The organism is Gordonia polyisoprenivorans NBRC 16320 = JCM 10675, assembly GCF_000241325.1.
GTDB classification, from domain to species: Bacteria; Actinomycetota; Actinomycetes; order Mycobacteriales; family Mycobacteriaceae; genus Gordonia; species Gordonia polyisoprenivorans.
The window spans coordinates 40669-64581 of sequence record NZ_BAEI01000060.1; the positions used below are offsets into that span (position 1 = coordinate 40669).

23 protein-coding genes are annotated in these 23913 nt (G+C 67.4%); 14 read left to right on the forward strand and 9 right to left on the reverse strand.

Annotated features, from left to right (window positions below; translation table 11 throughout):
• Positions 1-5 precede the first annotated feature (5 nt).
• The 6 genes from GOPIP_RS15360 (at position 6) to GOPIP_RS15385 (ending at position 5584) form a co-directional block, all read left to right on the forward strand.
• Positions 6-929 (forward strand): cation diffusion facilitator family transporter, encoded by a 924-nt coding sequence (locus GOPIP_RS15360; protein WP_006370624.1) that lies wholly within the window; start codon positions 6-8, stop codon positions 927-929.
• Positions 930-1063: 134 nt separating this feature from the next.
• The gene (locus GOPIP_RS15365) at positions 1064-1264 is read left to right on the forward strand and encodes a hypothetical protein (protein ID WP_006370625.1); all 201 of its coding nucleotides are present in this window, start codon (positions 1064-1066) and stop codon (positions 1262-1264) included.
• Positions 1265-1661: 397 nt separating this feature from the next.
• Positions 1662-2714, forward strand: coding sequence for a sulfate ABC transporter substrate-binding protein (locus GOPIP_RS15370; protein ID WP_170320215.1), 1053 nt, complete (start codon positions 1662-1664; stop codon positions 2712-2714).
• On the forward strand, positions 2711-3595 hold the full coding sequence (gene cysT / locus GOPIP_RS15375; protein ID WP_006370627.1) for a sulfate ABC transporter permease subunit CysT: 885 nt from the start codon (positions 2711-2713) through the stop codon (positions 3593-3595). Before GOPIP_RS15370 ends, cysT begins: the two co-directional genes overlap by 4 nt.
• Complete coding sequence (cysW, locus tag GOPIP_RS15380; protein ID WP_006370628.1) at positions 3592-4587, forward strand: sulfate ABC transporter permease subunit CysW; 996 nt, start codon at positions 3592-3594, stop codon at positions 4585-4587. The genes cysT and cysW overlap by 4 nt, the downstream gene beginning before the upstream one ends.
• Before the next feature lies 1 nt (position 4588).
• A complete protein-coding gene (locus tag GOPIP_RS15385; protein WP_006370629.1) occupies positions 4589-5584 on the forward strand; it encodes a sulfate/molybdate ABC transporter ATP-binding protein in 996 nt (331 codons plus the stop codon).
• Between the two features lie 37 nt (positions 5585-5621).
• On the opposite strand, the gene GOPIP_RS15390 is transcribed toward GOPIP_RS15385, so the two are convergent.
• The 5 genes from GOPIP_RS15390 to GOPIP_RS15410 are packed head-to-tail and all read right to left on the reverse strand — an operon-like array spanning position 5622 to position 11242.
• A complete protein-coding gene (locus tag GOPIP_RS15390; protein WP_006370630.1) occupies positions 5622-6362 on the reverse strand; it encodes a sirohydrochlorin chelatase in 741 nt (246 codons plus the stop codon).
• Positions 6359-7732 (reverse strand): sulfate adenylyltransferase subunit 1, encoded by a 1374-nt coding sequence (locus tag GOPIP_RS15395; protein ID WP_006370631.1) that lies wholly within the window; start codon positions 7730-7732, stop codon positions 6359-6361. Before GOPIP_RS15395 ends, GOPIP_RS15390 begins: the two co-directional genes overlap by 4 nt.
• A complete protein-coding gene (gene cysD, locus GOPIP_RS15400) occupies positions 7732-8691 on the reverse strand; it encodes a sulfate adenylyltransferase subunit CysD (RefSeq protein WP_020170806.1) in 960 nt (319 codons plus the stop codon). Before cysD ends, GOPIP_RS15395 begins: the two co-directional genes overlap by 1 nt.
• Complete coding sequence (locus tag GOPIP_RS15405) at positions 8673-9422, reverse strand: phosphoadenylyl-sulfate reductase (protein WP_006370633.1); 750 nt, start codon at positions 9420-9422, stop codon at positions 8673-8675. The genes cysD and GOPIP_RS15405 overlap by 19 nt, the downstream gene beginning before the upstream one ends.
• The gene (locus GOPIP_RS15410; RefSeq protein ID WP_006370634.1) at positions 9419-11242 is read right to left on the reverse strand and encodes a nitrite/sulfite reductase; all 1824 of its coding nucleotides are present in this window, start codon (positions 11240-11242) and stop codon (positions 9419-9421) included. The genes GOPIP_RS15405 and GOPIP_RS15410 overlap by 4 nt, the downstream gene beginning before the upstream one ends.
• Before the next feature lie 303 nt (positions 11243-11545).
• Here GOPIP_RS15410 and hemW point away from each other — a divergent pair, with 303 nt between their 5' ends.
• On the forward strand, positions 11546-12859 hold the full coding sequence (gene hemW / locus GOPIP_RS15415; RefSeq protein ID WP_006370635.1) for a radical SAM family heme chaperone HemW: 1314 nt from the start codon (positions 11546-11548) through the stop codon (positions 12857-12859).
• A gap of 13 nt (positions 12860-12872) precedes the next feature.
• Here hemW and GOPIP_RS15420 read toward each other — a convergent pair whose 3' ends face one another.
• The gene (locus tag GOPIP_RS15420; protein ID WP_240523958.1) at positions 12873-13331 is read right to left on the reverse strand and encodes a MarR family winged helix-turn-helix transcriptional regulator; all 459 of its coding nucleotides are present in this window, start codon (positions 13329-13331) and stop codon (positions 12873-12875) included.
• A 26-nt stretch (positions 13332-13357) separates the two neighbouring features.
• Here GOPIP_RS15420 and GOPIP_RS15425 point away from each other — a divergent pair, with 26 nt between their 5' ends.
• Positions 13358-14503 carry a substrate-binding domain-containing protein gene (locus GOPIP_RS15425; protein WP_006370637.1) on the forward strand — a complete coding sequence of 382 codons (1146 nt, stop codon included), beginning with the start codon at positions 13358-13360 and terminating at the stop codon, positions 14501-14503.
• Here GOPIP_RS15425 and GOPIP_RS15430 read toward each other — a convergent pair.
• Positions 14494-15618, reverse strand: a complete 1125-nt coding sequence (locus GOPIP_RS15430; RefSeq protein WP_006370638.1) for an AAA family ATPase — start codon at positions 15616-15618, stop codon at positions 14494-14496. The genes GOPIP_RS15425 and GOPIP_RS15430 overlap by 10 nt on opposite strands.
• Before the next feature lie 160 nt (positions 15619-15778).
• Here GOPIP_RS15430 and GOPIP_RS15435 point away from each other — a divergent pair, with 160 nt between their 5' ends.
• Positions 15779-16816 carry an aliphatic amidase gene (locus tag GOPIP_RS15435; RefSeq protein WP_006370639.1) on the forward strand — a complete coding sequence of 346 codons (1038 nt, stop codon included), beginning with the start codon at positions 15779-15781 and terminating at the stop codon, positions 16814-16816.
• Positions 16817-16840: 24 nt separating this feature from the next.
• On the opposite strand, the gene GOPIP_RS15440 is transcribed toward GOPIP_RS15435, so the two are convergent.
• On the reverse strand, positions 16841-17302 hold the full coding sequence (locus GOPIP_RS15440; RefSeq protein WP_006370640.1) for a type II toxin-antitoxin system VapB family antitoxin: 462 nt from the start codon (positions 17300-17302) through the stop codon (positions 16841-16843).
• A gap of 155 nt (positions 17303-17457) precedes the next feature.
• Here GOPIP_RS15440 and hrcA point away from each other — a divergent pair, with 155 nt between their 5' ends.
• The 4 genes from hrcA to GOPIP_RS15460 all read left to right on the forward strand — a co-directional run bounded on the left by hrcA (position 17458) and on the right by GOPIP_RS15460 (position 21354).
• On the forward strand, positions 17458-18492 hold the full coding sequence (hrcA, locus tag GOPIP_RS15445; RefSeq protein WP_006370641.1) for a heat-inducible transcriptional repressor HrcA: 1035 nt from the start codon (positions 17458-17460) through the stop codon (positions 18490-18492).
• 140 nt (positions 18493-18632) lie between these two features.
• Positions 18633-19790 carry a molecular chaperone DnaJ gene (dnaJ, locus tag GOPIP_RS15450; protein ID WP_006370642.1) on the forward strand — a complete coding sequence of 386 codons (1158 nt, stop codon included), beginning with the start codon at positions 18633-18635 and terminating at the stop codon, positions 19788-19790.
• A 9-nt stretch (positions 19791-19799) separates the two neighbouring features.
• Positions 19800-20549: a 16S rRNA (uracil(1498)-N(3))-methyltransferase gene (locus GOPIP_RS15455; protein ID WP_006370643.1), complete on the forward strand. Its 750-nt coding sequence runs from the start codon at positions 19800-19802 to the stop codon at positions 20547-20549.
• Positions 20550-20583: 34 nt separating this feature from the next.
• A complete protein-coding gene (locus GOPIP_RS15460; RefSeq protein WP_006370644.1) occupies positions 20584-21354 on the forward strand; it encodes an alpha/beta hydrolase family protein in 771 nt (256 codons plus the stop codon).
• 56 nt (positions 21355-21410) lie between these two features.
• Here GOPIP_RS15460 and GOPIP_RS15465 read toward each other — a convergent pair whose 3' ends face one another.
• Complete coding sequence (locus GOPIP_RS15465; RefSeq protein WP_006370645.1) at positions 21411-21860, reverse strand: nuclear transport factor 2 family protein; 450 nt, start codon at positions 21858-21860, stop codon at positions 21411-21413.
• Positions 21861-22047: 187 nt separating this feature from the next.
• Here GOPIP_RS15465 and GOPIP_RS15470 point away from each other — a divergent pair.
• On the forward strand, positions 22048-23913 hold a 1866-nt coding region (locus tag GOPIP_RS15470), incomplete at its 3' end, for a PhoH family protein (RefSeq protein ID WP_006370646.1).

Below are 23913 nucleotides of genomic sequence, written 5' to 3' on the forward strand. Positions count from 1 at the left end.
AATCCATGGCTTCCGGGTCCGTCGAGGCACGCCAGGATCTGACGCGCTACGCGCTGCTCAGTATCGTCACCGCGATCGTGGTGATCGTCATGAAGCTGCTCGCGTGGCGGATCAGCGGATCGGTCGGTCTGCTGTCCGATGCCCTCGAGTCACTGGTCAACCTGGCGGCGGCGATCGCAGCATTCCTCGCGCTGCGGGTCGTCGCGCGTCCCGCCGATGCCGAGCACAACTTCGGCCATTCCAAGGCCGAGTACTTCTCGGCGGTGTTCGAGGGGGTGCTCATCGTCGCGGCCGCCGTGGCGATCGTCGTCGCGGCCGCCGAGCGACTCGCCCACCCGGCCGAACTCGAGTCGGTGGGGCTGGGTCTGCTGATCTCGGTGGCCGCCACGGTCCTCAACGGTGCGGTCGCGGTGCTGTTGCTGCGAGCGGGCAAGCGGTATCGGTCGATGACACTGGAAGCCGATGGCAAACATCTGCTGACCGATGTGTGGACGACGGTCGGGGTGGTCGTCGGTGTGTTCCTGGTTCTGGTGACCGGATGGCAGCCGCTGGATTCGATCGTGGCGATCCTGGTTGCGATCAACATCTTGTTCGTCGGCGGGCGCCTGGTATGGCGATCCGGTGACGGACTGCTCGATGCGGCGCTGCCCGCCGCCGACCTGGTGAAGATCTCCGGCGTCCTCGACCGATTCCGTTCGGAGAAGGTCGATTTCCACGACGTCCGCACCCGCGAGGCCGGTCACGAGCGATTCGTCCAGTTGCACATGCTCGTGCCGGGCGAATGGACGATCGATCGCGGCCACGACCTCGCCGAGGCGGTGGAGGACGAACTGCACGCGACTCTCGACCACCTTCGGGTCACGATTCACATGGAGCCGATCGACGACCCACGCGCCTACGAACCCTGGCGGCTGGACGCACCGGACTGAGTCGACCGGGTCGGGGCCTATGATGGCGAACGGCCCGGGGCAGGCGCCGAGCGAGACCGGATCGCACGATCCACGAATTCGAATCACGCTGATCAAAACCCCGGGACGATCGGCGACAGATGAGGTGATCACTGGTGAAGGGGCTACTCGCCTGGTGGGACGGAGTGGAGGAATGGCTGACCGGCCTGGCCTTCGTCCCACAGCTCCTGGTCACCCTCGTGGTGTTGGTGCCGTGCGCGATCCTCGTGGCCATCGCACTGAACGCGCTGGTCGACGGCGTGATGTCGGTGATCGATCGTCGTCGGTTCGCCGATGACGACAGGAAGGGTTTGTAGTCGGTGATCCGTTCACGTGTGACCTGGGCGTTGCTGGCGCTCATCGTTCTGGTCCTGTTGGCCTGGCTCTTGACTCGATAGCATCGTCGCTCGACGGTGTAAAGGGGTGGTGGGTGATGCTCGGCCCACCCGTCTTGCGCGTTGCTAGCGTGAGTCGGTCCGCCGGACGGCACGGACCCACCGACGTGGTGGATGTCCGCCGCCCGGCGAGCGCGATTCATGCCCAGCCCGGTCATGCCCGTCATGGCCACCTCAGTCACGGAGGAACGTGTCAGTGAGTAACGTGCCTGGGGGTCACGTGCCCGGGAGCACCATGCCTGGGAGAAGCGTGCCCAGCAGTGCTGTCACCGTCACGCGACGCAGCACACCGGTGCTGGTGTGTCTGCTGGCCCTCGCGATGGTCCTGATCTCCGGGTGCGCCGGCGGTTCCACCGACGAACCCGACGGAGTCGACATCTCCAGCGGCAGCCGACACCTCGACCTGGTGGCGTATGCGACGCCCAAATCGGGATTCGACCACATCATCCCGGCGTTCCGGGCAACCCCCGCAGGCGCCGACATCGGCTTCTCGGCCTCCTATGGGGCCTCCGGGGACCAGTCCCGCAAGGTCGCGCGCCGCGTGCCCGCCGACGTCGTGAACCTCTCCGTCGAGCCCGACATCACCCGCCTGGTGAAAGCCGGTCTGGTGGACAAGGACTGGAAGACCCAATTCCCGTACAACAGCACGCCATTCGGTTCGGTCGTGGCGCTCGTGGTGCGCAAGGGCAACCCGAAGAACATCCACAACTGGAACGACCTGCTGAAGCCCGGGGTGCAGGTGGTGACCCCGAATCCCGGTAGCTCGGGTTCGGCCAAATGGAATCTACTCGCGCCGTACGCGGCGATGAGCGACGGCGGCCGCAACCCGCAGGCCGGTCTCGACTACGTCGCCCAGCTCGTCCGTGACCATGTGCGTGTGGTCCCCAAATCGGGTCGCGAGGCCACCACGGCCTTCGAGCAGGGGCAGGGCGATGTGCTGATCAGCTACGAGAACGAAGCCATCATGCTCGACCGGGCCAACGCCACCGCGAGTCCGCGAAACCAGGTCGAGTACCTCATTCCGCCGCAGACGTTCAAGATCGAGAATCCGGTCGCGATCGTCAACACGACCTCCGACCTCGCCGGCGCCCGCGCGTTTGTCGGCTTCCTGTTCACCGATGAGGCACAACGGATCTGGGCTCAGCAGGGCTTCCGGCCGGTCGTCCCCGCGATCGCCGAGCAGACCCGCGACCTGTTCCCGGGGGCCATCGAGAAGCTGTGGACGATCAAGGAGCTGGGCAAGGTTCTCGGTGCCGGGACCGCCGCGAAGAACGACGGGGTGGATCTCACCGGGTGGAAGGCTGTCGACTCGGCGCTCTTCGGCACCAGTGGGGCGATCACCAAGATCTACGACGCAGGGGGCAGACAGTGACCTCGAACGTCTCGACGACCGATCCCGGTACGGGCGCACCGCCGCCCGACGCCGCGCCGCCCGGCGGATTCCTGGGACGTGCACGCACGTTCACCGGGGTCAGCCCGGCCACCGTGGGGTTGGCCTGGCTGTGGCTCAGCGTCATCGTGCTGCTGCCGCTGGCCGCGATCACCGTGCAGTCCTTCGACGACGGCTGGAGTGGGTTCTGGGACGCCGTCACCGCGCCCGCCGCACTCGACGCCCTGTGGATCACCGTGCTCGTCTCGGTGTTCGCGGCGCTGATCAACGTCGTCTTCGGAACCATCATCGCCTGGGTGCTGGTGCGGGATGAATTCCCCGGCAAGGGATTCGTCAACGCGATCATCGATCTGCCGTTCGCCCTACCGACCATCGTGGCCAGCCTGGTGCTGCTGTCGCTCTACGGTCCCAACAGTCCGATCGACATCCAGCTCAACGCCACCAAACCGGCGCTGGTCATCGCCCTGACATTCGTCACACTGCCGTTCGTCGTGCGACAGGTGCAGCCGGTGCTGCTCGAACTCGACGTCGACGTCGAAGAGGCCGCCGCGGTTCTCGGCGCGCGCAACTGGACGACGTTCCGCAAGATCGTGCTGCCGGCGCTGCTGCCGTCGATCCTGACCGGGGCGGGGTTGGCCTTCACCCGCGCGATCGGGGAATTCGGTTCGGTGGTCCTCATCGGCGGCAACATTCCCGGCGACACCCAGGTCGCCTCGCAATACATCCAGCAACAGATCGAGATCGATTCGCCGGTCAGCGCCGCGGCGATCTCGGTGGTGCTGTTGCTCATCGCCTTCGTGACCCTGCTGATCCTGCGCATCGCGGGCCGGCGGCAGTCCACCCGGGAGGACGCCGACCGATGAAAGTGTCGCCCCTGACCCGATACGGGCTGCGCGCGATCGCGCTGATCTATCTGTTCATCCTGTTGATCGTGCCGGTCGGCACCATCTTCTATCGCTCCTTCGAACACGGCATCGTGCAGTTCTGGGAATGGATCACCACACCGGCGGCGATCTCGGCGTTGCAGCTGAGCCTGCTGATCGTGGTGATCGTCGTGCCGCTGAACGTGGTCTTCGGTGTGCTGACCGCACTTGCGTTGGCGCGCGGACGATTCCCGGGCAAGGGCGTCCTGCAGGCCGTGGTGGATCTGCCGTTCGCGGTGTCCCCGGTCGTCGCCGGCGTCGCGCTGATCCTGCTGTGGGGGTACGGCGGATGGTTCGGCGGCGTCGAGAGCCTCGGCTTCCGGGTGATCTTCGGTTTCCCGGGATTGGTACTCGCCACCCTGTTCGTCACACTGCCGTTCGTCGCGCGCGAGGTCGAGCCGGTGCTGCGCGAGATCGGCACCGAACAGGAGGAGGCCGCGGCAACCCTGGGAGCCAATGCGTGGCAGGTGTTCTGGCGGATCACCCTGCCCGCCATCCGATGGGGCCTGACCTACGGTGTGGTGCTCACGGTGGCCCGCGCGCTCGGCGAGTACGGCGCCGTCACCATGGTGTCGTCGAACTATCCGGGTATCTCCCAGACGCTGACGCTGTTGGTCAACTCGCGCTACACCGACGACTACAACGAGTTCGGTGCGTACGCGGCGGCGACGCTGTTGATGTTCGTGGCGATCGTCGTGCTGGTGCTGATGTCGCTGATCGAGCGCCGCGCGAAATCCCGTGTCGCCGATGCCAGTGGCACCGGTGCCGACGGTCCGGCCTCGCCCGACACGGTAGTCGAGACCCAACTGACCGTGCCGCACGGTCCGGAGTCGATCGACGCCCATCAGGTGGTCACCGAGCATGTCCACCACGACGCCGCGCCACACGGTTCGGCCCCCCGAAATGCCTCTGCCCGTGAGAAAGGCGTGTGACATGTCCATCTCGGTGATCGGAGCGAACAAGCGCTACGGCGACTTCGCGGCTCTCGACGATGTCTCGATCGACATCCCCGACGGCCAATTGACCTCGCTGCTCGGTCCGTCGGGGTCGGGCAAATCGACACTGTTGCGGGCGATCGCGGGCCTGGACACCCTCGACTCGGGCACCGTGATCATCAACGGCAACGACGTGTCCAAGAAGTCACCGCAGAAGCGTGACATCGGATTCGTGTTCCAGCACTACGCGGCCTTCAAACACCTCACCGTGCGCGACAACATCGCCTTCGGGTTGAAGATCCGCAAGAAGCCCAAGGCCGAGGTGGACGCCAAGGTCGACGAGTTGCTCGAGGTCGTCGGGCTCACCGTGTTCCAGCGGCGGTTTCCCGCGCAGTTGTCCGGCGGCCAACGCCAGCGCATGGCCCTGGCCCGCGCCCTGGCCGTCGATCCCAAGGTGCTGCTCCTCGACGAGCCCTTCGGCGCACTCGACGCCAAGGTGCGCGAGGACCTGCGAAAGTGGTTGCGCCGCCTGCACGAAGAGGTTCACGTGACCACGGTGCTGGTGACTCACGACCAGCAGGAGGCCCTCGACGTCTCCGACCGGATCGCCGTGCTCAACAAGGGCCGCATCGAACAGGTCGGTGCGCCCGACGATCTCTACGACCGACCGATCAACCCGTTCGTCGCATCGTTCCTCGGTTCCACGGTGCGACTCAACGGCGAACTGGTACGCCCGCACGACATCCGGATCGGGCGCACCCCGGAGATGGCGTGGCCGTCTGCGGACCCGACCCTGGACACCGGGGTCCTCAAGGCCACGGTGCAGCGAGTGGTGAATCTGGGATTCGAAACCCGGGTGGAACTCGTGGCGGTGGCCTCGGGTGAGGAGTTCGCCGCGCAGATCACCCGCGGCGATCAGAACGCGCTGAATCTGGAGGCCGGCGAGACCGTCTACGCGCGGGCCACCAAGGTCGCGGCGCTCTCGGAGAGCTGAGCGGTCCCGGGGCCGAGCGGTTTCCGGGGCAGGGCCGTCATCGCGAGTGATCGGCGGTCAGACCGCCGAGAGGAGAGCCGGCCACCGCCGTCGTGTAGCGGTCGGCGATCGCCTCGATCACATCCGGATGGGCGCCGAGCGGACCGGCGACCAGGGCGCCCGGGGCGAGCCGGTCCAGTGCGGTTTCGACGCGCTCGGTCAACAGGCCTGCGGACAAGAAGTAGGGGCTGAGAGCGATGCGCCCGGCCCCGGCACCACGCAGGCGTCGGATCGCGGTGCGCAGGGCGGTCTCACCGGTACCGAGCCGGGTCGCGAAGACCACATCGACCGGGCGGTGCAGCCGGGTCGACAGCTCGACGGCGCGTCGCCGGACGACCAGCGCGGCAGCGGGATTCGTCGAACCGACGGCTGTGACGAGGAGGCCGTCGGAGTCGGCGAGCCCGGCCTGTTCGAGACGATCGGCCAACGCCGCCGACAACGAGGTCGTGCCGATCACACTGGTGATCACCACATCACCGGGCGCCCGTGTCGAGGCGACGATCTCGGGCAGATCGATGTCGCTGTGATAGCCGGGTGCCAGCAACAGCGGCACCACGACGACCCGCCCACGCATCTCCGCCAGCTCGTCGGCCACCAGCGGCTCATCGAGATCGAGGAACGACAGGCGCACATCGGTACCCGGGAGACGACGGGCGACGGCGTGCCGCACACGGCGAGCCGTGTCGGCGAACCGGGGGTCCCGGCTGCCGTGCGCGACGAGCAGGAGACTCGCGCTCACACCAACTCTTGGAGGTGCAGGGACGCCAGGGCGTCACCGACCAGCCCGGCAGCCAGCGTGTTGCCACCCTGCGGGTCGATCAGCAAGAAGCTGCCCGACTCCCGGTTCACCTGGTAGTCGTCGGCCGGAATCGGCTCGGCGGTCTGCACGGTGATACGGCCGATGTGGTTGAGCTCCAACGAGTCCGGTGCATCGGTCAACGCCAGGTTCTGCTCGTCGAACAACACGTCGAGGGTGCCGACGATGGCCTGGGTGGTCTTGGTGCCGTGCTTGAGTAACAGTCGGGCACCCGGGCGCAGAGGTTTGTCGGCCAGCCAGCACACCGTCGCGGAGAACTGCTGGATCGGCTCGGGGGCATCGACGGCCGAGGCGATGAGGTCACCACGCGAGATGTCGACGTCGTCGGCGAGCAGCAGGGTGACACTGCGACCGGTGTGCGCGGTCGCCAATTGACCGTCCGCGGTGTCGATCTGGGTGACGGTCGTGCGGACCCCGGACGGTGACACGACGACCTCGTCACCGACGGAGACCCGGCCCGCGGCGATCTGCCCGGCATACCCGCGATAATCCGGGTATTCCGGTGTGCGCGGCCGGATCACGTACTGCACCGGGAACCGCAGACCCACCTCCGACCGATCCGACCCGCTCGCTGCGCTCCCGGCGTCGGTGACATTCGACCCGCTCGCTGCGCTCCCGGCGTCGGTCCCGTTCGGGACCGTCTCGAGATGCTCGATGAGCGTCGGGCCGTCGTAGAACGGGGTGTTCTGCGACCGGGTGGCGATGTTGTCGCCGTGCAGCGCCGACACCGGGATCGCGGTGACCTGCTCGTCGGACCAGCCCAGGGTGCGCGTCAGGGAGCGGAATTCGTCGGAGATCTCGGCGAACACGGTGGCCGCATCCTCGACGAGGTCGATCTTGTTGACCGCGAGCACCAGCTGCGGAACACCGAGCAGGGCCATCACCGCCGCGTGCCGACGGGTCTGGGAGACCACGCCGTTGCGGGCGTCGACGAGCAGCATCACCAGCTGCGCGGTGGAGGCACCCGACACGGTGTTGCGCGTGTACTGGACGTGGCCGGGGGTGTCGGCGAGCACGAACGAGCGTGCGGGCGTGGCGAAGTAGCGGTAGGCGACGTCAATGGTGATGCCCTGCTCGCGCTCGGCGCGCAGGCCGTCGACGAGCAGCGACAGGTCCGGTCCGGCCAGTCCGCGATCGACCGAGGCGCGGGTGACCGCGTCGATCTGGTCGGCGAGCACCGATTTGGTGTCGTAGAGCAACCGGCCGACCAGGGTCGACTTGCCGTCGTCGACGCTGCCGGCGGTCGCGATGCGCAGCAGGTCGGGGACGTGTCCGAGAGTGTTGTTGGCCATCAGAAGTATCCTTCGCGTTTACGGTCTTCCATGGCCGCCTCCGACACCCGGTCGTCACCGCGGGTCGCACCACGCTCGGTGAGTCGCGATGCGGCGACCTCGGCGAGGACGGCCTCATTGTCGGCGGCCTCGGACAGCACCGCACCTGTCGACGAACCGTCGCCGACGGTGCGGTAACGGACCGAAAGACGCTGGAGCTCTTCGCCATCGCGCGGACCGCCCCAGACACCGGGGGTCATCCACATGCCGTCGCGCTCGAACACATCGCGCTCGTGGGCGTAGTAGATCGACGGCAACAGCACCTGCTCGCGGGCGATGTAGCGCCACACGTCGAGCTCGGTCCAGTTCGACAGGGGGAACACCCGGACGTGCTCGCCAGGGGCGTGGCGTCCGTTGTACAGGTTCCACAGCTCCGGGCGCTGACGCTTGGGATCCCACTGGCCGAAGGCGTTGCGCAGCGAGAAGATCCGCTCCTTGGCGCGTGAGCGTTCCTCGTCGCGGCGCCCGCCGCCGAACACCGCGTCGAAGCGGTTCTCGGTGATCGCGTCGAGCAGCGGGATCGTCTGCAGCGGGTTGCGCACCCCGTCGGGACGTTCGGTGAGCCGACCGTCGGCGAGGTAGTCCTCCACCTTGGCCACATGCAGTCGCAGGTCGTGGCGGGCCACCACCTGGTCGCGGAACTCGAGGACCTCGGGCAGGTTGTGCCCGGTGTCGACGTGCAGCAGCGAGAACGGAAGCGGCGCAGGCCAGAACGCCTTGAGGGCCACATGCAGCAGAACGGTGGAGTCCTTGCCGCCGGAGAACAGGATCACCGGACGCTCGAATTCGCCTGCGACCTCACGGAAGATGTGGATCGCCTCGGACTCGAGGGCGTCGAGGGTGGTGAAGTCGTCGCTGCTGTCCACCTCGCGGTCGGCGCTGGTGACGGGATCGGTGATGGTCATGCGTGCAGCCCACATTCTGTCTTGGCGCGGCCGGCCCAACGGCCGCTGCGCGGATCGGATCCGGGTTCGGGTTTGGCCGTGCACGGAGCGCAGCCGATCGACGGATAGCCTTCGTCGACAAGAGGATTCACGAGTACACCGTGGGCGTCGATGTAGGACTGCATCTGCTCGTCGGACCATGCGGCGATCGGATTGATCTTCACCAGCCCGAAGCCCTCGTCGAACGAGATCAGCGGCGCATTGGCCCGGGTGGGGGCCTCCACCCGGCGGATGCCGGTCACCCAGGCGTCATAGGACTGCAGACCCGACTTGAGCGGCACCACCTTGCGCAGGCGGCAGCATTCGCCGGGATCGCGGGCGAACAGGTTGCGCCCCAACAGTTCGTCCTGCTCGGCGACGGTGTGTTCGGGGGTCAGGTTGATCATGTCGACGCCGTACACCTGCTCCACGGCGTCGCGGGTGCCGATCGTCTCGGCGAAGTGATAGCCGGTGTCGAGGAACAGGACCTTGACCGGATCCCCGCCGAGGAGGTCGCGATCGATGTGTGTGACGGCGAGATCGACCAGCGCCGCATCCTGCATGTTGGAGGCGACGACGAAGTTGTCGCCGAACGTCCGGGCGGTCCAGGCGAACAGCTCCTCGGGGGTGGCGTCGGGACCCAGGTCGGCGGCACCCTGCTCGGCGATCGCGCGCAGCTCGTCCTCGCTGAAGCGCCGCCCGGTGGTCGTTGCGGTGGAGATGGTCATCGGAGTGCCTCCTCGTCGGCACGAACGGCCCACTGCGCGAACCGTTCTCCGTCCTCGCGCTGATCGATGAAGTTGCGGACGACGCGGTCGATGTAGTCGCCGAGCTCGGTGGAGGTCACCTTGTGCTGGCGCAGTTTACGGCCGAATGCTGCGTCCTGGCCGAGGCTGCCACCGAGGTGGACCTGGAATCCCTCGGTCTGTCCGCCCTGGCCGTCCTCGACGAGCTGTCCCTTGAAACCGATGTCGGCGATCTGCGATCGGGCGCAGGAGTTGGGGCAGCCGTTGATGTTCACGGTGATCGGGACGTCGAGCCGGGAATTGATGTCGGCCAGACGCTCCTCGAGTTCGGGTACGAGCACCTGCGAGCGCTTGCGGGTTTCGACGAACGACAGCTTGCAGAACTCGATCCCGCTGCACGCCATCAGGTTCCGGCGCCAGTTCGACGCCCGGGCGATGAGACCCTGCTTGGCGAGGTCGGCGATGAGCACCTCGACCTTGTCGTCGGGGACGTCGAGCACGACCAGCTTCTGGTACGGGGTGAACCGGATGCGGTCGGAGCCGACGCGCTCGGCGGCCTCGGCGACGGCGGTGAGCTTGGTGCCCGACACCCGGCCCGCGATGGCGGCGAAGCCCACCGAGTTCAGACCGTTCTTGAGCTTCTGGACACCCACGTGATCGCGCGGCTGGGTCAGCGGGGTGGGCGCCGGGCCGTCGATCAGCTTGCGGTGCAGGTATTCGTCCTCGAGGACCTGACGGAACTTCTCGATGCCCCAGTCCTTGATGAGGTACTTCAGGCGTGCCTTGGTGCGCAGGCGGCGGTAACCGTAATCGCGGAAGATCGACACGACGCCCTCCCAGACGTCGGGGACCTCGTCGAGCGGGATCCACGCACCCACCCGCTGGGCGAGCATCGGGTTCGTCGACAGACCGCCGCCGACCCAGAGATCAAGCCCCGGACCGTGTTCGGGATGTTCGACGCCGATGAAGGCGATGTCGTTGGTCTCGTGCGAGACATCCTGCAAACCGGAGATCGCGGTCTTGAACTTACGCGGCAGGTTCGAGTACTGCGGGTCGCCGATGTAGCGGCGCACGATCTCATCGATCGCCGGCGTCGGATCGAGTACCTCGTCGACGGCCTCTCCGGCCAACGGCGATCCGAGGATGATGCGCGGGCAGTCGCCACAGGCCTCGGTGGTCTTGAGCCCGACGCCCTCGATGCGCTCCCAGATGGTGGGGACGTCCTCGATGCGAATCCAGTGATACTGCACGTTCTCCCGGTCGGAGAGATCGGCGGTGTCGCGGGCGAATTCGGTCGAGATCTGACCGAGGGTGCGCAGTTGTTCGACGTTGAGGGCGCCGGCATCGCAACGGATGCGCATCATGAAGTGGCTGTCCTCGAGGATGTCGATGTTCTCGTCACCGGTCCAGGTGCCGTCGTAGCCCTCGGCGCGCTGGGTGTAGAGACCCCACCAGCGCATGCGGCCACGGAGATCCTGTTTGTCGATCGACTCGAAACCCTGCTTGGAGTAGATGTTCTCGATCCGCGCCCGCACATTGAGCGGGTTGTCGTCCTTCTTGACCTGCTCGTTGGGGTTCAGGGGCTCGCGGTAACCGAGCTTCCACTGTCCCTCGGCGCGCCGCTTGGTCGGGCGGGCCTTCTTGCGGGCCGGACGCTCGGCGGCACCGGTCTTTGCGGCACCGGTCTTTGCGGCGCCGGATGTCGCGGTGTCGGCGCGTGCCGAACGGGCGCGGGGGGCTGGGGAGGACTCCTCGGGGACGCGGGAGTTGCCCGCCTCGGTGAGGTCCGTCGTTGACGTCATGAACTCTCCTGTACCGGCGCACAGAGCACCGGCGATCGCACGGTCTGGGCTGTGACGTGGCGGCATACCCGCGTCAGATGCGGGGACTCTCCGGGGCCGGAACGTCGTCTAGAGACGACAGGTAGCGCTGCAGACGCGCTTGAGATCGACGTGGCGTCGCGCGGCGAGCCACACCCCGGGGAAATTCACGGGCTCCATAGTGCCACGACCATCCGTCTCGCGTCTACTTGGGAATACTTTGCACCACGGTGAGGCAAAGTGGCCTGCGGCGATGTCGGCATCGCTGCGAGACCGACGTCGCGAATGTGGTTGCGTACCGAGAGCAAGGCCGACGCGTTGGTGGGTATTCCCCGATTCGGGCTGCGCGATTCGGGGCTGGGCGGGGTGGGCGCGCATCATGGGGTGGTGACGTCCGTTTCCACCGCCGCCGTGCCGGCCGAGGTCGGCGACGCCTGCGGGGCCGTCGATCCCGGTGTCGGCCTGGGGCTCTACCTGCACGTCCCGTTCTGCGCGTCGAGGTGCGGATACTGCGACTTCAACACCTACACCGCGGGCGAACTCGGGTCGTCGGCGTCCCCGGATTCGTGGTTCGAGGCGGTGGGCCGCGAACTCGACCACGCCGCGGCACTGATGACCCCTGCGCGCCCGGTGTCGACGATCTTCGTCGGCGGCGGCACGCCGTCGTTGCTCGGTGGTGACGGCCTCGCCGGTCTGCTCGACGCCGTACGCAGCCGGTTCGATCTCACCGACGACGCCGAGATCACCACCGAATCCAATCCGGAGTCGACCTCACCGGAGTTCTTCGCGCGGCTGCTCGAGGCGGGCTTCACGCGGATCTCGCTCGGGATGCAGTCCGCGGCCCCCCACGTGCTGACCACCCTCGACCGCACGCATACCCCCGGCCGCGCCGTCGCCGCGGCCCGCGAGGCGGCCGCCGCCGGTTTCGCCCACATCAACCTCGACCTCATCTACGGAACACCCGGCGAGACCGACGCCGACCTCGACGCGAGCCTCGATGCGGTACTGGCCACCCCCGTCGATCACGTGTCGGCGTACGCGCTGATCGTCGAGGACGGCACCGCGCTGGCACGGCGGATCCGCCGCGGTGAACTGCCCGCCCCCGACGACGACGTGCTCGCCTCCCGCTACCAGCGAATCGATGAACGTCTGGGCGACAACGGTTTCGAGTGGTACGAGGTGTCCAACTGGGCGCGCTCGGCTGCCGCGGAATGTCGTCACAATCTGTCCTACTGGTACAGCCACGACTGGTGGGGAATCGGGCCCGGTGCACACTCGCACGTGCACGGGGTGCGGTGGTCCAACGTCAAACATCCGGCGCGTTATGCGAGCACCCTGGCCGACGGCACGCTGCCGGTGGCCACCCATGAGGTGCTCACCACCGCGGACCGCCACGTCGAATCGGTGATGCTGACCGCGCGGTGCCGCAGCGGGTTACGCCGTGAGCTCCTCTCCGGGGCGGAGGTGTCGTGCGCCGAGGAACTCGTCGCGCGAGAACTGCTTCGTCCGACCGGCGATGCGTGGGTCCTCACCGACCGCGGTCGCCTGCTCGCCGACGCCGTGGTGCGCGACATCCTCATCGCGGGCGAGGACGGCTGAAGGCGCCGGGCGATCAGGTGCCGATCCGGCCGAGCGCCTCGATCAGACCGACGTAGCCGCGTGCGCTGAGTGCGTCGGCGACGTCGCTCTCGACGGCTGCCTCGGCTTGTCGGACGGCGGCGATGCGACGCCGGCCACGGGCGCTCAGGTGGACGACGACCCGCCGCCGATCGACCGGATCGGCGCGCCGATAGGCCAGGCCCAGGGTCACGAGACGGTCAACCCCACGTGTGGTGCTCGCCGGCGGCAGGACGGCCAGCCGCGACAGCTCCGACATGGTCCGGCCGTCCTCGACGGCGAGCACCGAGAGCAGACGCCACTGCTCGGGTGACACCCCGAGCTCGGCGAGGTCGGCCGACATCTGTGACTCGACCCGGTGTGCGGCGCGTAGCAACTGCAGCAACAGTGGGTCGGTGGCGGCGCCGTGGTCGTCGCGCCGGGATCGGGTGTCGGGAGTAGCCTGGCGACTCACCGGACAACCCATCGCACGAGGTACCCATGACCGTCCGCCCCCAGACAGGCCGCCCCGAGACAGTCAGCACCGAGACAGCTCGCCCCGAGACACGCAATAGCGACGCCGTACGGCGCAGCGGACCCGTGCGGATTGCCTACGTGGTTCCGGTCCAAGGCATCGCAGGCATCTTCGGTCCGTCGTGTGAGGCCTGCGGAGAACTCGCCCTCGCCGAATTGCACTCCGCCGACGGGATTCTCGGCCGACCGGTGGAGTTGGTCGTCGTCGACGGCGGCCGCGCACCCACGCAGGTCGCCCAGGAGGTGGCGCAGCTCTGGCGGGCGGGGCGAATCGACGCGATCGCCGGCTGGCACATCTCGGCGGTGCGCAAGGAGATCCTGCGGCTCGTCGGTGGTCAGTTGCCCTACGTGTATGCGGCTCTGCACGAAGGCGAGTTTCGCACACCGGGCCTGTTCATGATCGGGGAGTCGCCGTCGTCGCAGGTGCTGCCCGCATTGGACTGGTTGCGGCGCAACCGCGGTGCCGAACGCTGGTGTGTGGTCGGCAATGACTACATCTGGCCACGTCAGCTCGCGAGCCACGCCGTCGCGCATCTGGCCGGGACCCGGATGACCCACTGCGGTTCGACTTTCCTCCCGCTGGGAACGCGGGACTTCGAGCCGACCCTGCGATGGCTCGAGACGACCGCGTGTGACGCCGTGCTGGTTCTGTTGATCGGCGACGACGCGGTGCGGTTCGGTCGCGTGTTCGCTCGACGTGGACTCGACACCACGATGGTGCGCTTCAGCCCGATCCTCGAAGAGAACCAGGTGCTGGGCATGGGTGCGACGGCCACGGCGAACATGTATGCAGCCGCAGGCTATTTCGACTCGCTGGTCACCGCGGCGACCGCCGATTTCGCCGGCCGGTACCACCGTGTCCTCGGGGACACCGCACCGGTACTCAACAGCATCGGCCAGTCCTGTTACGAGGCGATCACGCTTCTCGCGGCCCTCGCCGACCGGGCGGGTTCGCTGGCGGTGTCCCCGATACAGGCCGCCGCCGATGGGCTCGTCATGGATGCCACCCGCGGAACCTTGCGCCTGACCGACAACCGCGTCGACCAGGACATCTACCTGGCCAGCGCCGGTGCTCTCGATCTCGACGTCGTCGACCGGATTCATCACGTCTGACCGTTCACCGGGGTCGAATTGGTCGGTCCGCTGAGGGGTTCGGGGCTGACGGGTTCGATTGCGACGCTGATCTTTCCGGAGTCGACCGACGTGCGCATGCGGAGTGCGGTTCCGGGCTCGCGGTCCCAGCTGACGATCGCCTCGGCGAGTGGTGCATGCAGGTGCATCCGGAGAGTGCGCGCCAGATCGCGCGCCCCGTAGACCGGGTCGAAGCCGATCCGGGCGAGGTGGCTGCGCAGCGGGTCGTCGGGTTCCCACCGAATCTGCCGGGCGGCCAATTGTGCTGTCAGTCTGCGCAACTCGACGTCGACGATCGCCGCGGCGACCTGCGCGCCGATCGGATCGAACCGCACGATCTCGTCGAAACGGTTGTACAGCTCGGGATCGAAGAACTCCTCGACGGCCCGGTCCACGGCGTCGGAGCCTGCGTCGCGCCGTAAGGAGCCCGGCATCGGCAGCCGCCTGCGCCATCCGCGTGACCGGGCCCGATGATGGGCGGCGATCTCGGCCGAGCCGAGGTTGGAGGTGAGCAGGACGATGGCGTTGCGGAAGTCGATCGTCGAGTTGCCCGCGGCCAGGCGCAGGGTTCCCGAATCGAGGATCTGCAGCAACGAGCGCAGCACCGTCGTGTGCGCCTTCTCCACCTCGTCGAACAGGACGATGCCCGGTCGAGAGGCGTAGCCCTCCACCAGTTCCCGGTCGAAGAGGGTGAACTGTTCCTTCGCGCCCGAATAGCCCGGGGGTGCCCCGGACAGGGATGCGGCATAGTGCTCCTGGGCCAGGGTGTTCATGTCGATCCGGCACAGTTTGTCGGCGTCGCCGGTGATCTCCGCGGCGAGCCGGCGGGCCAGCTCGGTCTTGCCGACACCGGTCGGCCCGACGAACAACAACGACGCGATCGGCCGGCGCGGGTCACCGATGCCGGCGGCCGCGATGGTCAGGGCGCGGACCACCGAATCGATGGCCTCGTCCTGCCCGATGATCGCGGATCTCAGCGCCGATGAAAGCTGTCCGGGCGAGGACGCTCTGCCCATCCGGAAGGCCCGGTTCCGCGCGGGGGACAGTTGTTGACCCGAGTTGATGTCATCGACCTTGCGTGCCAGGTAACCCGACATCGGTCCTCCTCGTGTGAACGTCGCGTAATGCTTCCGAATGAAACCATAAATATCGGGAGTTCGCGGAGCGCGCGGATGGAAACCCGTGGTATCACTTCCATACGGAAGCAATAATCGGGTCGGGCAACGTGGGTGCGCGGCCACTCTCAGGAGGCGTTTCATGCGACACGGCGACATCTCATCGAGCCCCGACACCGTCGGGGTGGCAGTGGTCAACTACAAGATGCCCAGGCTGCACACCAAGGCCGAGGTCCTCGACAACGCCCGCCGGATCGCCGAGATGGTGGTGGGGATGAAGGCGGGTCTTCCGGGTATGGATCTGGTTGTGTTCCCGGAGTATTCGACGATGGGCATCATGTACGACAACGCGGAGATGTTCGAGACGGCGGCGGTGATCCCCGGGGAGGAAACCGATATCTTCGCCGCCGCGTGCCGACAGGCCCGGACCTGGGGCGTGTTCTCGCTGACCGGGGAGCGGCACGAGGATCACCCGAACAAGCCGCCCTACAACACGCTCGTGCTCATCAACGACGCGGGGGAGATCGTGCAGAAGTACCGCAAGATCCTGCCCTGGACTCCCATCGAGGGCTGGTATCCGGGGGAGCAGACGTATGTGAGCGACGGGCCGAAAGGCCTCAAGATCTCGCTGATCATCTGCGACGACGGCAACTATCCGGAGATCTGGCGTGATTGCGCGATGAAGGGGGCCGAACTGATCGTGCGGCCGCAGGGCTACATGTATCCGGCCAAGGATCAGCAAGTGCTGATGGCCAAGGCGATGGCCTGGGCCAACAACTGTTATGTGGCGGTGGCGAATGCGACCGGATTCGACGGTGTGTACTCGTATTTCGGGCACAGCGCGATCATCGGCTTCGACGGACGCACCCTCGGCGAGTGCGGTGAGGAGGATTACGGGGTGCAGTACGCGCAATTGTCGTTGTCGACGATCCGGGATGCGCGCGCGAATGATCAGTCGCAGAATCACCTGTTCAAACTGCTGCACCGGGGTTATACCGGGGTGTATGCCGGCGGGGACGGTGACAAGGGAATCGCGGAGTGCCCGTTCGATTTCTATCGCAACTGGGTCACCGATGCCGAGGCCACCCAGAACGCGGTCGAGGCGATCACCCGCGAGACGATCGGTGTGGCCGACTGTCCGGTCTATGACCTGCCGACCGAGAAGACCATGGACGCCTGAGGTCCGACTCGGCCGGCGTCGGGTTCACCAGCGCTGCGGTGGCGGGGTCCAGCCGGTACTGCGGGCCGCGCGTCGGTGCACCCCGCCGGCCGGGGACTCCGCGGGCGGCGGCGCGGCCCCGACGGCGGGCAGCTCGTCGGTCTCGGTGCCGAGTTGCTCGTCGAGCGGTGGCGCCCCCGGTCGCAGATCGAGCGCGTCGAGATCGAGCATCCGTGCGTGGATGACCGTGCGGTTACGCAGCGCCGATCGGACGGCCCGGTGCAGACCGTCCTCGAGATACAGGTTTCCGTCGTAGCGCACCACGTGGGAGAACAGATCCCCATAGAACGTGGAATCCTCGCTGAGCAGCTTGTCCAGGGCGAGCACCGTCGTCACCGTGATCAGCTCGTCGAGGCGGAACTGTCGAGGCGGGATCTTGGCCCATCCGCGATGGGTCAACGCGTGGTCGGGATACGGTTTGCCCTCCCGGACGCCTTTGAAGATCATCGCGACCTTCCTGTCGTGGGCGGCGTTCGCCGGGGCGGCGGAGATCGTCGGCGCCTCGCCGGTCGAATACGTGCACCCGTACTTCGTGGCGGTGTTTCGTAGAATGAACCCACCCACTGTAGGGCAGAGGGCGGGTTCGAGAGGAGGTCTGGCCTGTGTCGACCACCGATGATCGGCGGTTCGAGATTCTTCGTGCCATCGTCACCGACTTCGTTGCCACACAGGAACCGATCGGTTCCAAGGCGCTCGTCGAACGGCATCAGCTCGGCGTGTCCAGTGCCACGGTCCGCAACGACATGGCGGTACTCGAGGCCGAGGGTTACATCGCGCAACCACACACGAGTTCGGGACGGATACCCACCGACAAGGGGTACCGGATGTTCGTCGACCGCATCAGCGAGGTCAAACCGCTGTCGGCGGCCGAGCGTCGCGCGATCCTGTCGGTACTTGATTCGGGGGTCGATCTCGACGACGTGCTGCGCCGGTCGGTGCGACTGCTGGCCCAGCTCACCCGCCAGGTCGCGGTCATCCAGTATCCGGTGCTCTCCACGGCGACGGTGCGTCACCTCGAGGTGATCACCGTGTCACCGTCGCGGCTGTTGCTGATCGTGATCACCGACACCGGCCGTGTCGAGCAACGCATGGTCGCCCTCTCACAAGACCTCGACGAGGACGAGATCGTCCGTCTGCGGGACATGTTCTCCGCGGCGCTGCACGGCAAGCGGCTCGAGGAGGCCTCGGCGTCGGTGGCCGAGTTGGCCAACAACGCACCGGCCGATCTGCGGGACGCGACGGTGAACGTCGCGACCGTGTTGGTCGAGACCCTCGTCGAACGGGGCGAGGACCGCGTGGTGGTGACCGGCACGTCGAATCTCGCGCGGGCCGCCGCCGATTTCGCCCCGGTCAACGGCGGGATGGATTCGGTCCTCGAGGCTCTCGAGGAGCAGGTCGTCGTTCTCAAGTTGCTGGCGACGAGTCAGCGGATGGGCCGGGTGACGGTGCAGATCGGGGAGGAAACACAGACCGAGAACCTGCGTGGCACCTCGGTGGTGTCGACGGGGTACGGTGCTTCGGGCACCGTGTTCGGCGGGGTCGGGGTCGTCGGGCCCACCCGCATGGACTACCCGGGAACCATCGCGTCGGTGGCGGCCGTTGCCAAGTATGTGGGCGAGGTGCTCGCCGAGCGCTGAACCGGAGGCGGCGGAGATCCGCCTCGAAGAGGAAATGCGCGCGGCCGGCGTCGCGTTCGGTGAGGTATCCGATGCACCGGCTCCGTGAGGGTATCCCCGGAGCCATACGTGAGCTGTGAGAACGAAGGACCGAGACAACCGTGGCAACTGACTACTACGGAATCCTGGGCGTCGCCAAGGGCGCGACCGACCAGGAGATCAAGCGGGCCTACCGCCAGATGGCCCGCAAACTGCATCCCGACGTCAACCCGGGAGAAGAGGAACGCTTCAAGGAGGTCACGACCGCCTACGAGGTGCTCAGCGACCCGGAGAAGCGACGCATCGTCGACGCCGGCGGCGATCCGCTGGCCGGTCCGGGAGCAGGTGGATTCGGCGCAAATTTCGGCGGCGGCGGCCTCGGCGACGTGTTCGAGGCGTTCTTCGGCTCCGGCGGTGGGTTCGGCAGTACTTTCGGTGGTAGCCGCGGGCCGCGCTCGCGCGTGCAGCCCGGTGAGCCCGCGCTTGTCGCCGTCGAGCTCGATCTGGAGGAGTGCGCCTCCGGGGTGAACAAGGAGATCACCGTCGACACCGCGATCCTGTGCGATGTGTGTCACGGGTCGGGTACCAACGGCGATTCGAAGCCGATCAGCTGCGACACCTGCAAGGGTGCCGGCGAGATCCAGGCAGTGCAGCGTTCGCTGCTCGGCCAGGTCATGACGGTGCGCGAGTGCCCGACCTGTCATGGCACCGGCGAGATCATCCCCGATCCGTGCCACAAGTGCGGCGGCCAGGGGCGGGTGCGTTCGCGCCGCACCATGACCGTGCGCATCCCGGCAGGGATCGAGAGCGGCATGCGGGTCCGGTTGGCCGGCCAAGGTGAGGTCGGGCCGGGTGGCGGACCGGCCGGAGATCTCTATGTCGAGGTCAGCGAGCGCCCGCACGAGGTGTTCATCCGCGACAAGGACGACCTGCATTGCACGTTGCGGGTACCGATCGCCGACGCCGCGCTCGGCGGCAGCTTCGAGGTCCCGACGATCCTCGGGGATCTCGCGACCGTCACCATCGAGCCGGGGACCCAGCCCGGGCAGGTCGTCAAACTGCGGGGCCAGGGCATGCCGCACGTGAACACCGGTGCCCGCGGCACCCTCCACGTCCATCTCGACGTCGCGGTACCTGCCAAGCTGACCGCCGCGCAGACCGAGGCACTGAAAGCCTTCCGCGAGGCCTCCGACGATTCCATCGACCTGGTCACGACCTCGGCGGCAGCAGCGCCGGGCGGGTTGTTCTCCCGGCTGCGCAACGCCTTTGCGGGACGCTGATCGGCCGACGTGAGCCCGCCCCTGTTCTGGGTCGACGAGGTCCCGCCGGTCGGCACCACCACCCTGCTCTCCGGGCCGGAGGGTCGCCACGCCGTGACCGTGGCTCGGCTGCGGCCGGGGGAGCCACTACTGCTCGGTGACGGCGCCGGATCGGTCGCCACCTGCGAGGTGACCGCGGTCGAGGGCAAGGATGCGCTGTCGGCGCTTGCCCACCGGTTCGTGTTCACCGACCGTCCGCGGCCGTCGGTGACCCTGGTGCAGGCGTTGCCGAAATCCGAACGCTCGGAGCTGGCCGTCGACCTCGCCACCGAGGCCGGTGTCGACCGGATCGTGCCGTGGCAGTCGGCACGGTGCGTTGCCCGCTGGGCGGGCAAGGCCGACAAGGGTGTCGCCAAATGGCGGGCCGCGGCCTCCGCGGCCGCCAAACAGAGTCGGCGCCCGTGGATTCCGGAGGTCACCGACCTCGCCTCCACGATCGACGTGCGCGCCCACGCCGCCGAGGTGATCGCCGCCGGTGGTGTGGTCGCGGTACTGCACGAGGCCGCTGCGGTGTCGCTGCGGACCCTACCGTTGGCGCAGGCACGCGAGATCATGCTGGTGGTCGGGCCCGAGGGCGGTCTGGACGACAGCGAGATCGCCGACCTCACCGCGCTCGGCGCGCAGTCGGTGATCCTGGGGCCGGAGGTGTTGCGCACATCGACGGCCGCGTCGGTCGCCCTCGGCGCGCTCGGCGTCCTCACCGATCGGTGGGCCCGATGAGACCCGATCGGCGGGACCGATGAGACGCTGCGCGGTGCACCGGACGGCGATCGCCTACGGCGGGGCGAACTCGCAGTTCGGGCACATCTATCACGCTGCCGAGGAGGCCGATCTCCCCGCCACGATGCGGCCGATCGTGCTGATCCACGGCGGCTACTGGACCACCGAGTTCTCGCTGACCATCGAGTCCGCGATCGCCCGGCAGTACGGCGAACGTGGCGCGTTGGTCTGGAACATCGAGTATCGGCGCGTGGGGGAGGACGGCGGCGGATGGCCGCACACCGGCCGTGACGTCGTCGCCGCGATCAACGCGCTCGACGGGCCGGTCCGGGAGGCTCTGCCCGCACCCGTCGCCGACCGCGTCGACTGGAATTCGGTTGCGGTCGTGGGACATTCGGCCGGTGGTCAGCTTGCGGTGTGGGCCACCGCGCAGCTGCGGGCACAGACCGCGAACACCCGCATCACCACCGTTGTCGCCCAGTCGGCGGCCCTGGATCTCGTGGCCGCGGGACAGGCCGGCCGGGAGTCGGTGCAGGCGTTGATCGGCCGTCCCTACGCACAGGCGGCCCAGCGCTATCGGGCCGCCTCTCCCATGGAGCAGGATCCATTCGACGCACATGTCGTGGTCGTCCACGGCGACCGCGACACCGCCATTCCGGTGGAGCTCAGCCGCCGCTACGTCAGCACGGTATGCGCGCGCGGTCAGTCCGCCGAACTGATCGTCGTGCCCGAGGAGGGGCACGACGCATTCGTCGATCCGCGCAGCGTGTGCAATCGGCAGACGATCCGGGCGCTGGGATTGTAGGTGGTAGCGGGCTGTGATCGGTGGTGATCAGGGCCGGGCAACCAGGACCCGGGCGCTCAGGGCCGGAACGGCCGGCCGGGTGAGGACACCGACCACACCTCGACGATCCGCCCGTTCTCGGCGCGCAGGATGTCGGTGCCACTGATCCGGCGTTCGGGTTCGGCGTCGGTCGCCGGGATCACGGCGAGGTAGGGCCGACACACGTGTCCCGTCCCGTCCGCGCCCATATCGGTGAGCACCGGGTCGTCCGGTGTGTAGTGGATACCCGCCCGCTGCGCGCGGAACTCACCGATGAAGTCGGTGAATGTGGCCGGATCGTCGATCTCGTTGATCGATTCGGCACCGGCCTGCGCGTAGCGCAGACGGAATCGAGGCGCCATCAGTGCATCGGCGGTGATCAGTCCGTTCCACAGATCCGCCCATCGCGTGTAGAGGTCGATTCCCGGGTCGGTGGTGGGTGCGGCAGCGGGGCCGAGGGTGTGGGTGGTGTCCGGATGCGTGCTCATCTGCGTTCTCCGATGTGTGTGAGGGGAGGTGTGGACCGATGCGGCACTGCATCGAGGTGAGGATAGGCGGAGGGTCCGACAACTTCGGCGAACGGAATATTCGATGGCGGATCGCCCGTTGGGCAGGGATAGACTTGACCGCACATCGCCGCACGGCGCCCCCCGAACTCCAGGAGTGATCTGATACGTGAGTGACGACAACCCCGACGGCCGCGTGCCGGCGCGCGGCGCCGCAGGGGCCGGACCTGTGGTCACCTCCACCATCGATGTCCCTCCCGAGGTGGTGTTCGGGCTGCTCGGCACCAGCGATGTCAATCTGCGCACGCTCGAGCAACTCCTCCCGGCCGACATCCACGTCCGCGGCAACCAGATCACGCTGCGTGGCCGTGGCGCCGACGTCGCCGCCGCCGAGCGCGTCATGGGTGAGCTCGTGGACCTCGTCGGTCGCGGCACCCCGCTGACCCCGGACCTCGTCCGCCACAGCGTGTCGATGCTGTCCGAGGGCGCCACCGAATCACCCGCCGACGTCCTGTCCCTCGACATCCTCTCGCGGCGCGGAAAGACCATCCGGCCCAAGACGCTCAACCAGAAGCGCTACGTCGACGCCATCGACGCCAACACCATCGTGTTCGGTCTGGGCCCGGCCGGTACCGGCAAGACCTATCTGGCGATGGCCAAGGCGGTGCAGGCACTGCAATCCAAGAGCGTGAACCGCATCATTCTCACCAGGCCCGCGGTGGAAGCCGGTGAGCGACTGGGCTTTCTGCCCGGCACACTCAGCGAGAAAATCGACCCGTATCTGCGTCCGCTCTACGACGCACTGCACGACATGATGGACCCCGAGTCGATCCCCAAGCTCATGGCCGCCGGGGTGATCGAGGTGGCGCCACTGGCATATATGCGTGGCCGGGCGCAGCCGGTGTCTACCAGGGTCCTCACGCCACAGGGCTTTCGTCCGATCGGTGACATCGAGGTCGGCGACCACGTCATCGGCTCGAACGGCTCGCCGACCGAGGTCCTCGGCGTCTACCCGCAGGGGTTCAAGGACATCGTGCGGGTCACCACTCAGGACGGTGCGTCCACCCTCTGCTCCACCGATCACCTGTGGTCGGTGTACACGCGAGACGACCGTCGTCGCGGCACCGGCCCGCGGGTACTCGAGACGAAGGAGATGATCGGAAATCTCCGGGCGGCGCACTATCACCGGTTCGAGTTGCCGCTCTTGAGTGGCGCTGCCGAGTTTCCTCGCCAACCGGTGCCGCTCGACCCCTATGCGCTCGGTCTGATGCTGGGTGACGGCTGCATGGCGGGGATGGCCACGCCATCGTTCACGACAGCCGACCGAGAGCTGGTCGATGCGTTGGTCATGGCCGTGCCGGGTATTCGCGCACGGCAGCGATCCGACGTCGACTACGTCCTCAACCGGATCACCACTCCCGGTGAGCCGATCACGATCGAGAATCCGGTCACCCACGCCATGCGCGAACTCGGATTGTGGGGCACCAAGTCCCCTACGAAGTTCGTACCGAAGCAGTACCTTCTCAACTCGTCCGACGTCCGATTGGCAGTGCTGCAGGGGCTTCTGGACACCGATGGCGGCCCGGTCACCCAGACCGGCCGGTCCTGCCGTGTGCAGTACGTGACAGTCTCGGACCAGCTGCGCGATGACGTGATGTTCCTGGTGCGATCGCTGGGCGGTGTCGTCGACGGACGAACCCGCGTCGCGCAGGGACGGCCCCCTGGTAAAGCACGGGGTCGAGAGGCGTTGTACCGACACGACGCCCACGTCCTCGACATTCGTCTCCCGGATGGGCTCGCTCCGTTCCGGATGACACGCAAGGCGCAGAAATACGGTGCGACCACGGCCAAGCCGCCCAAGCGCTACATCGAGAGCATCGAATCGGTGGGTACCGATGAAGCCGTCTGCATCCGGGTGGCGGCGGAGGATTCGCTTTATGTCACCGAGGACTTCCTGCTGACCCACAACACGCTCAATGACGCCTTCATCATCCTCGACGAGGCGCAGAACACCACCGGCGAGCAGATGAAGATG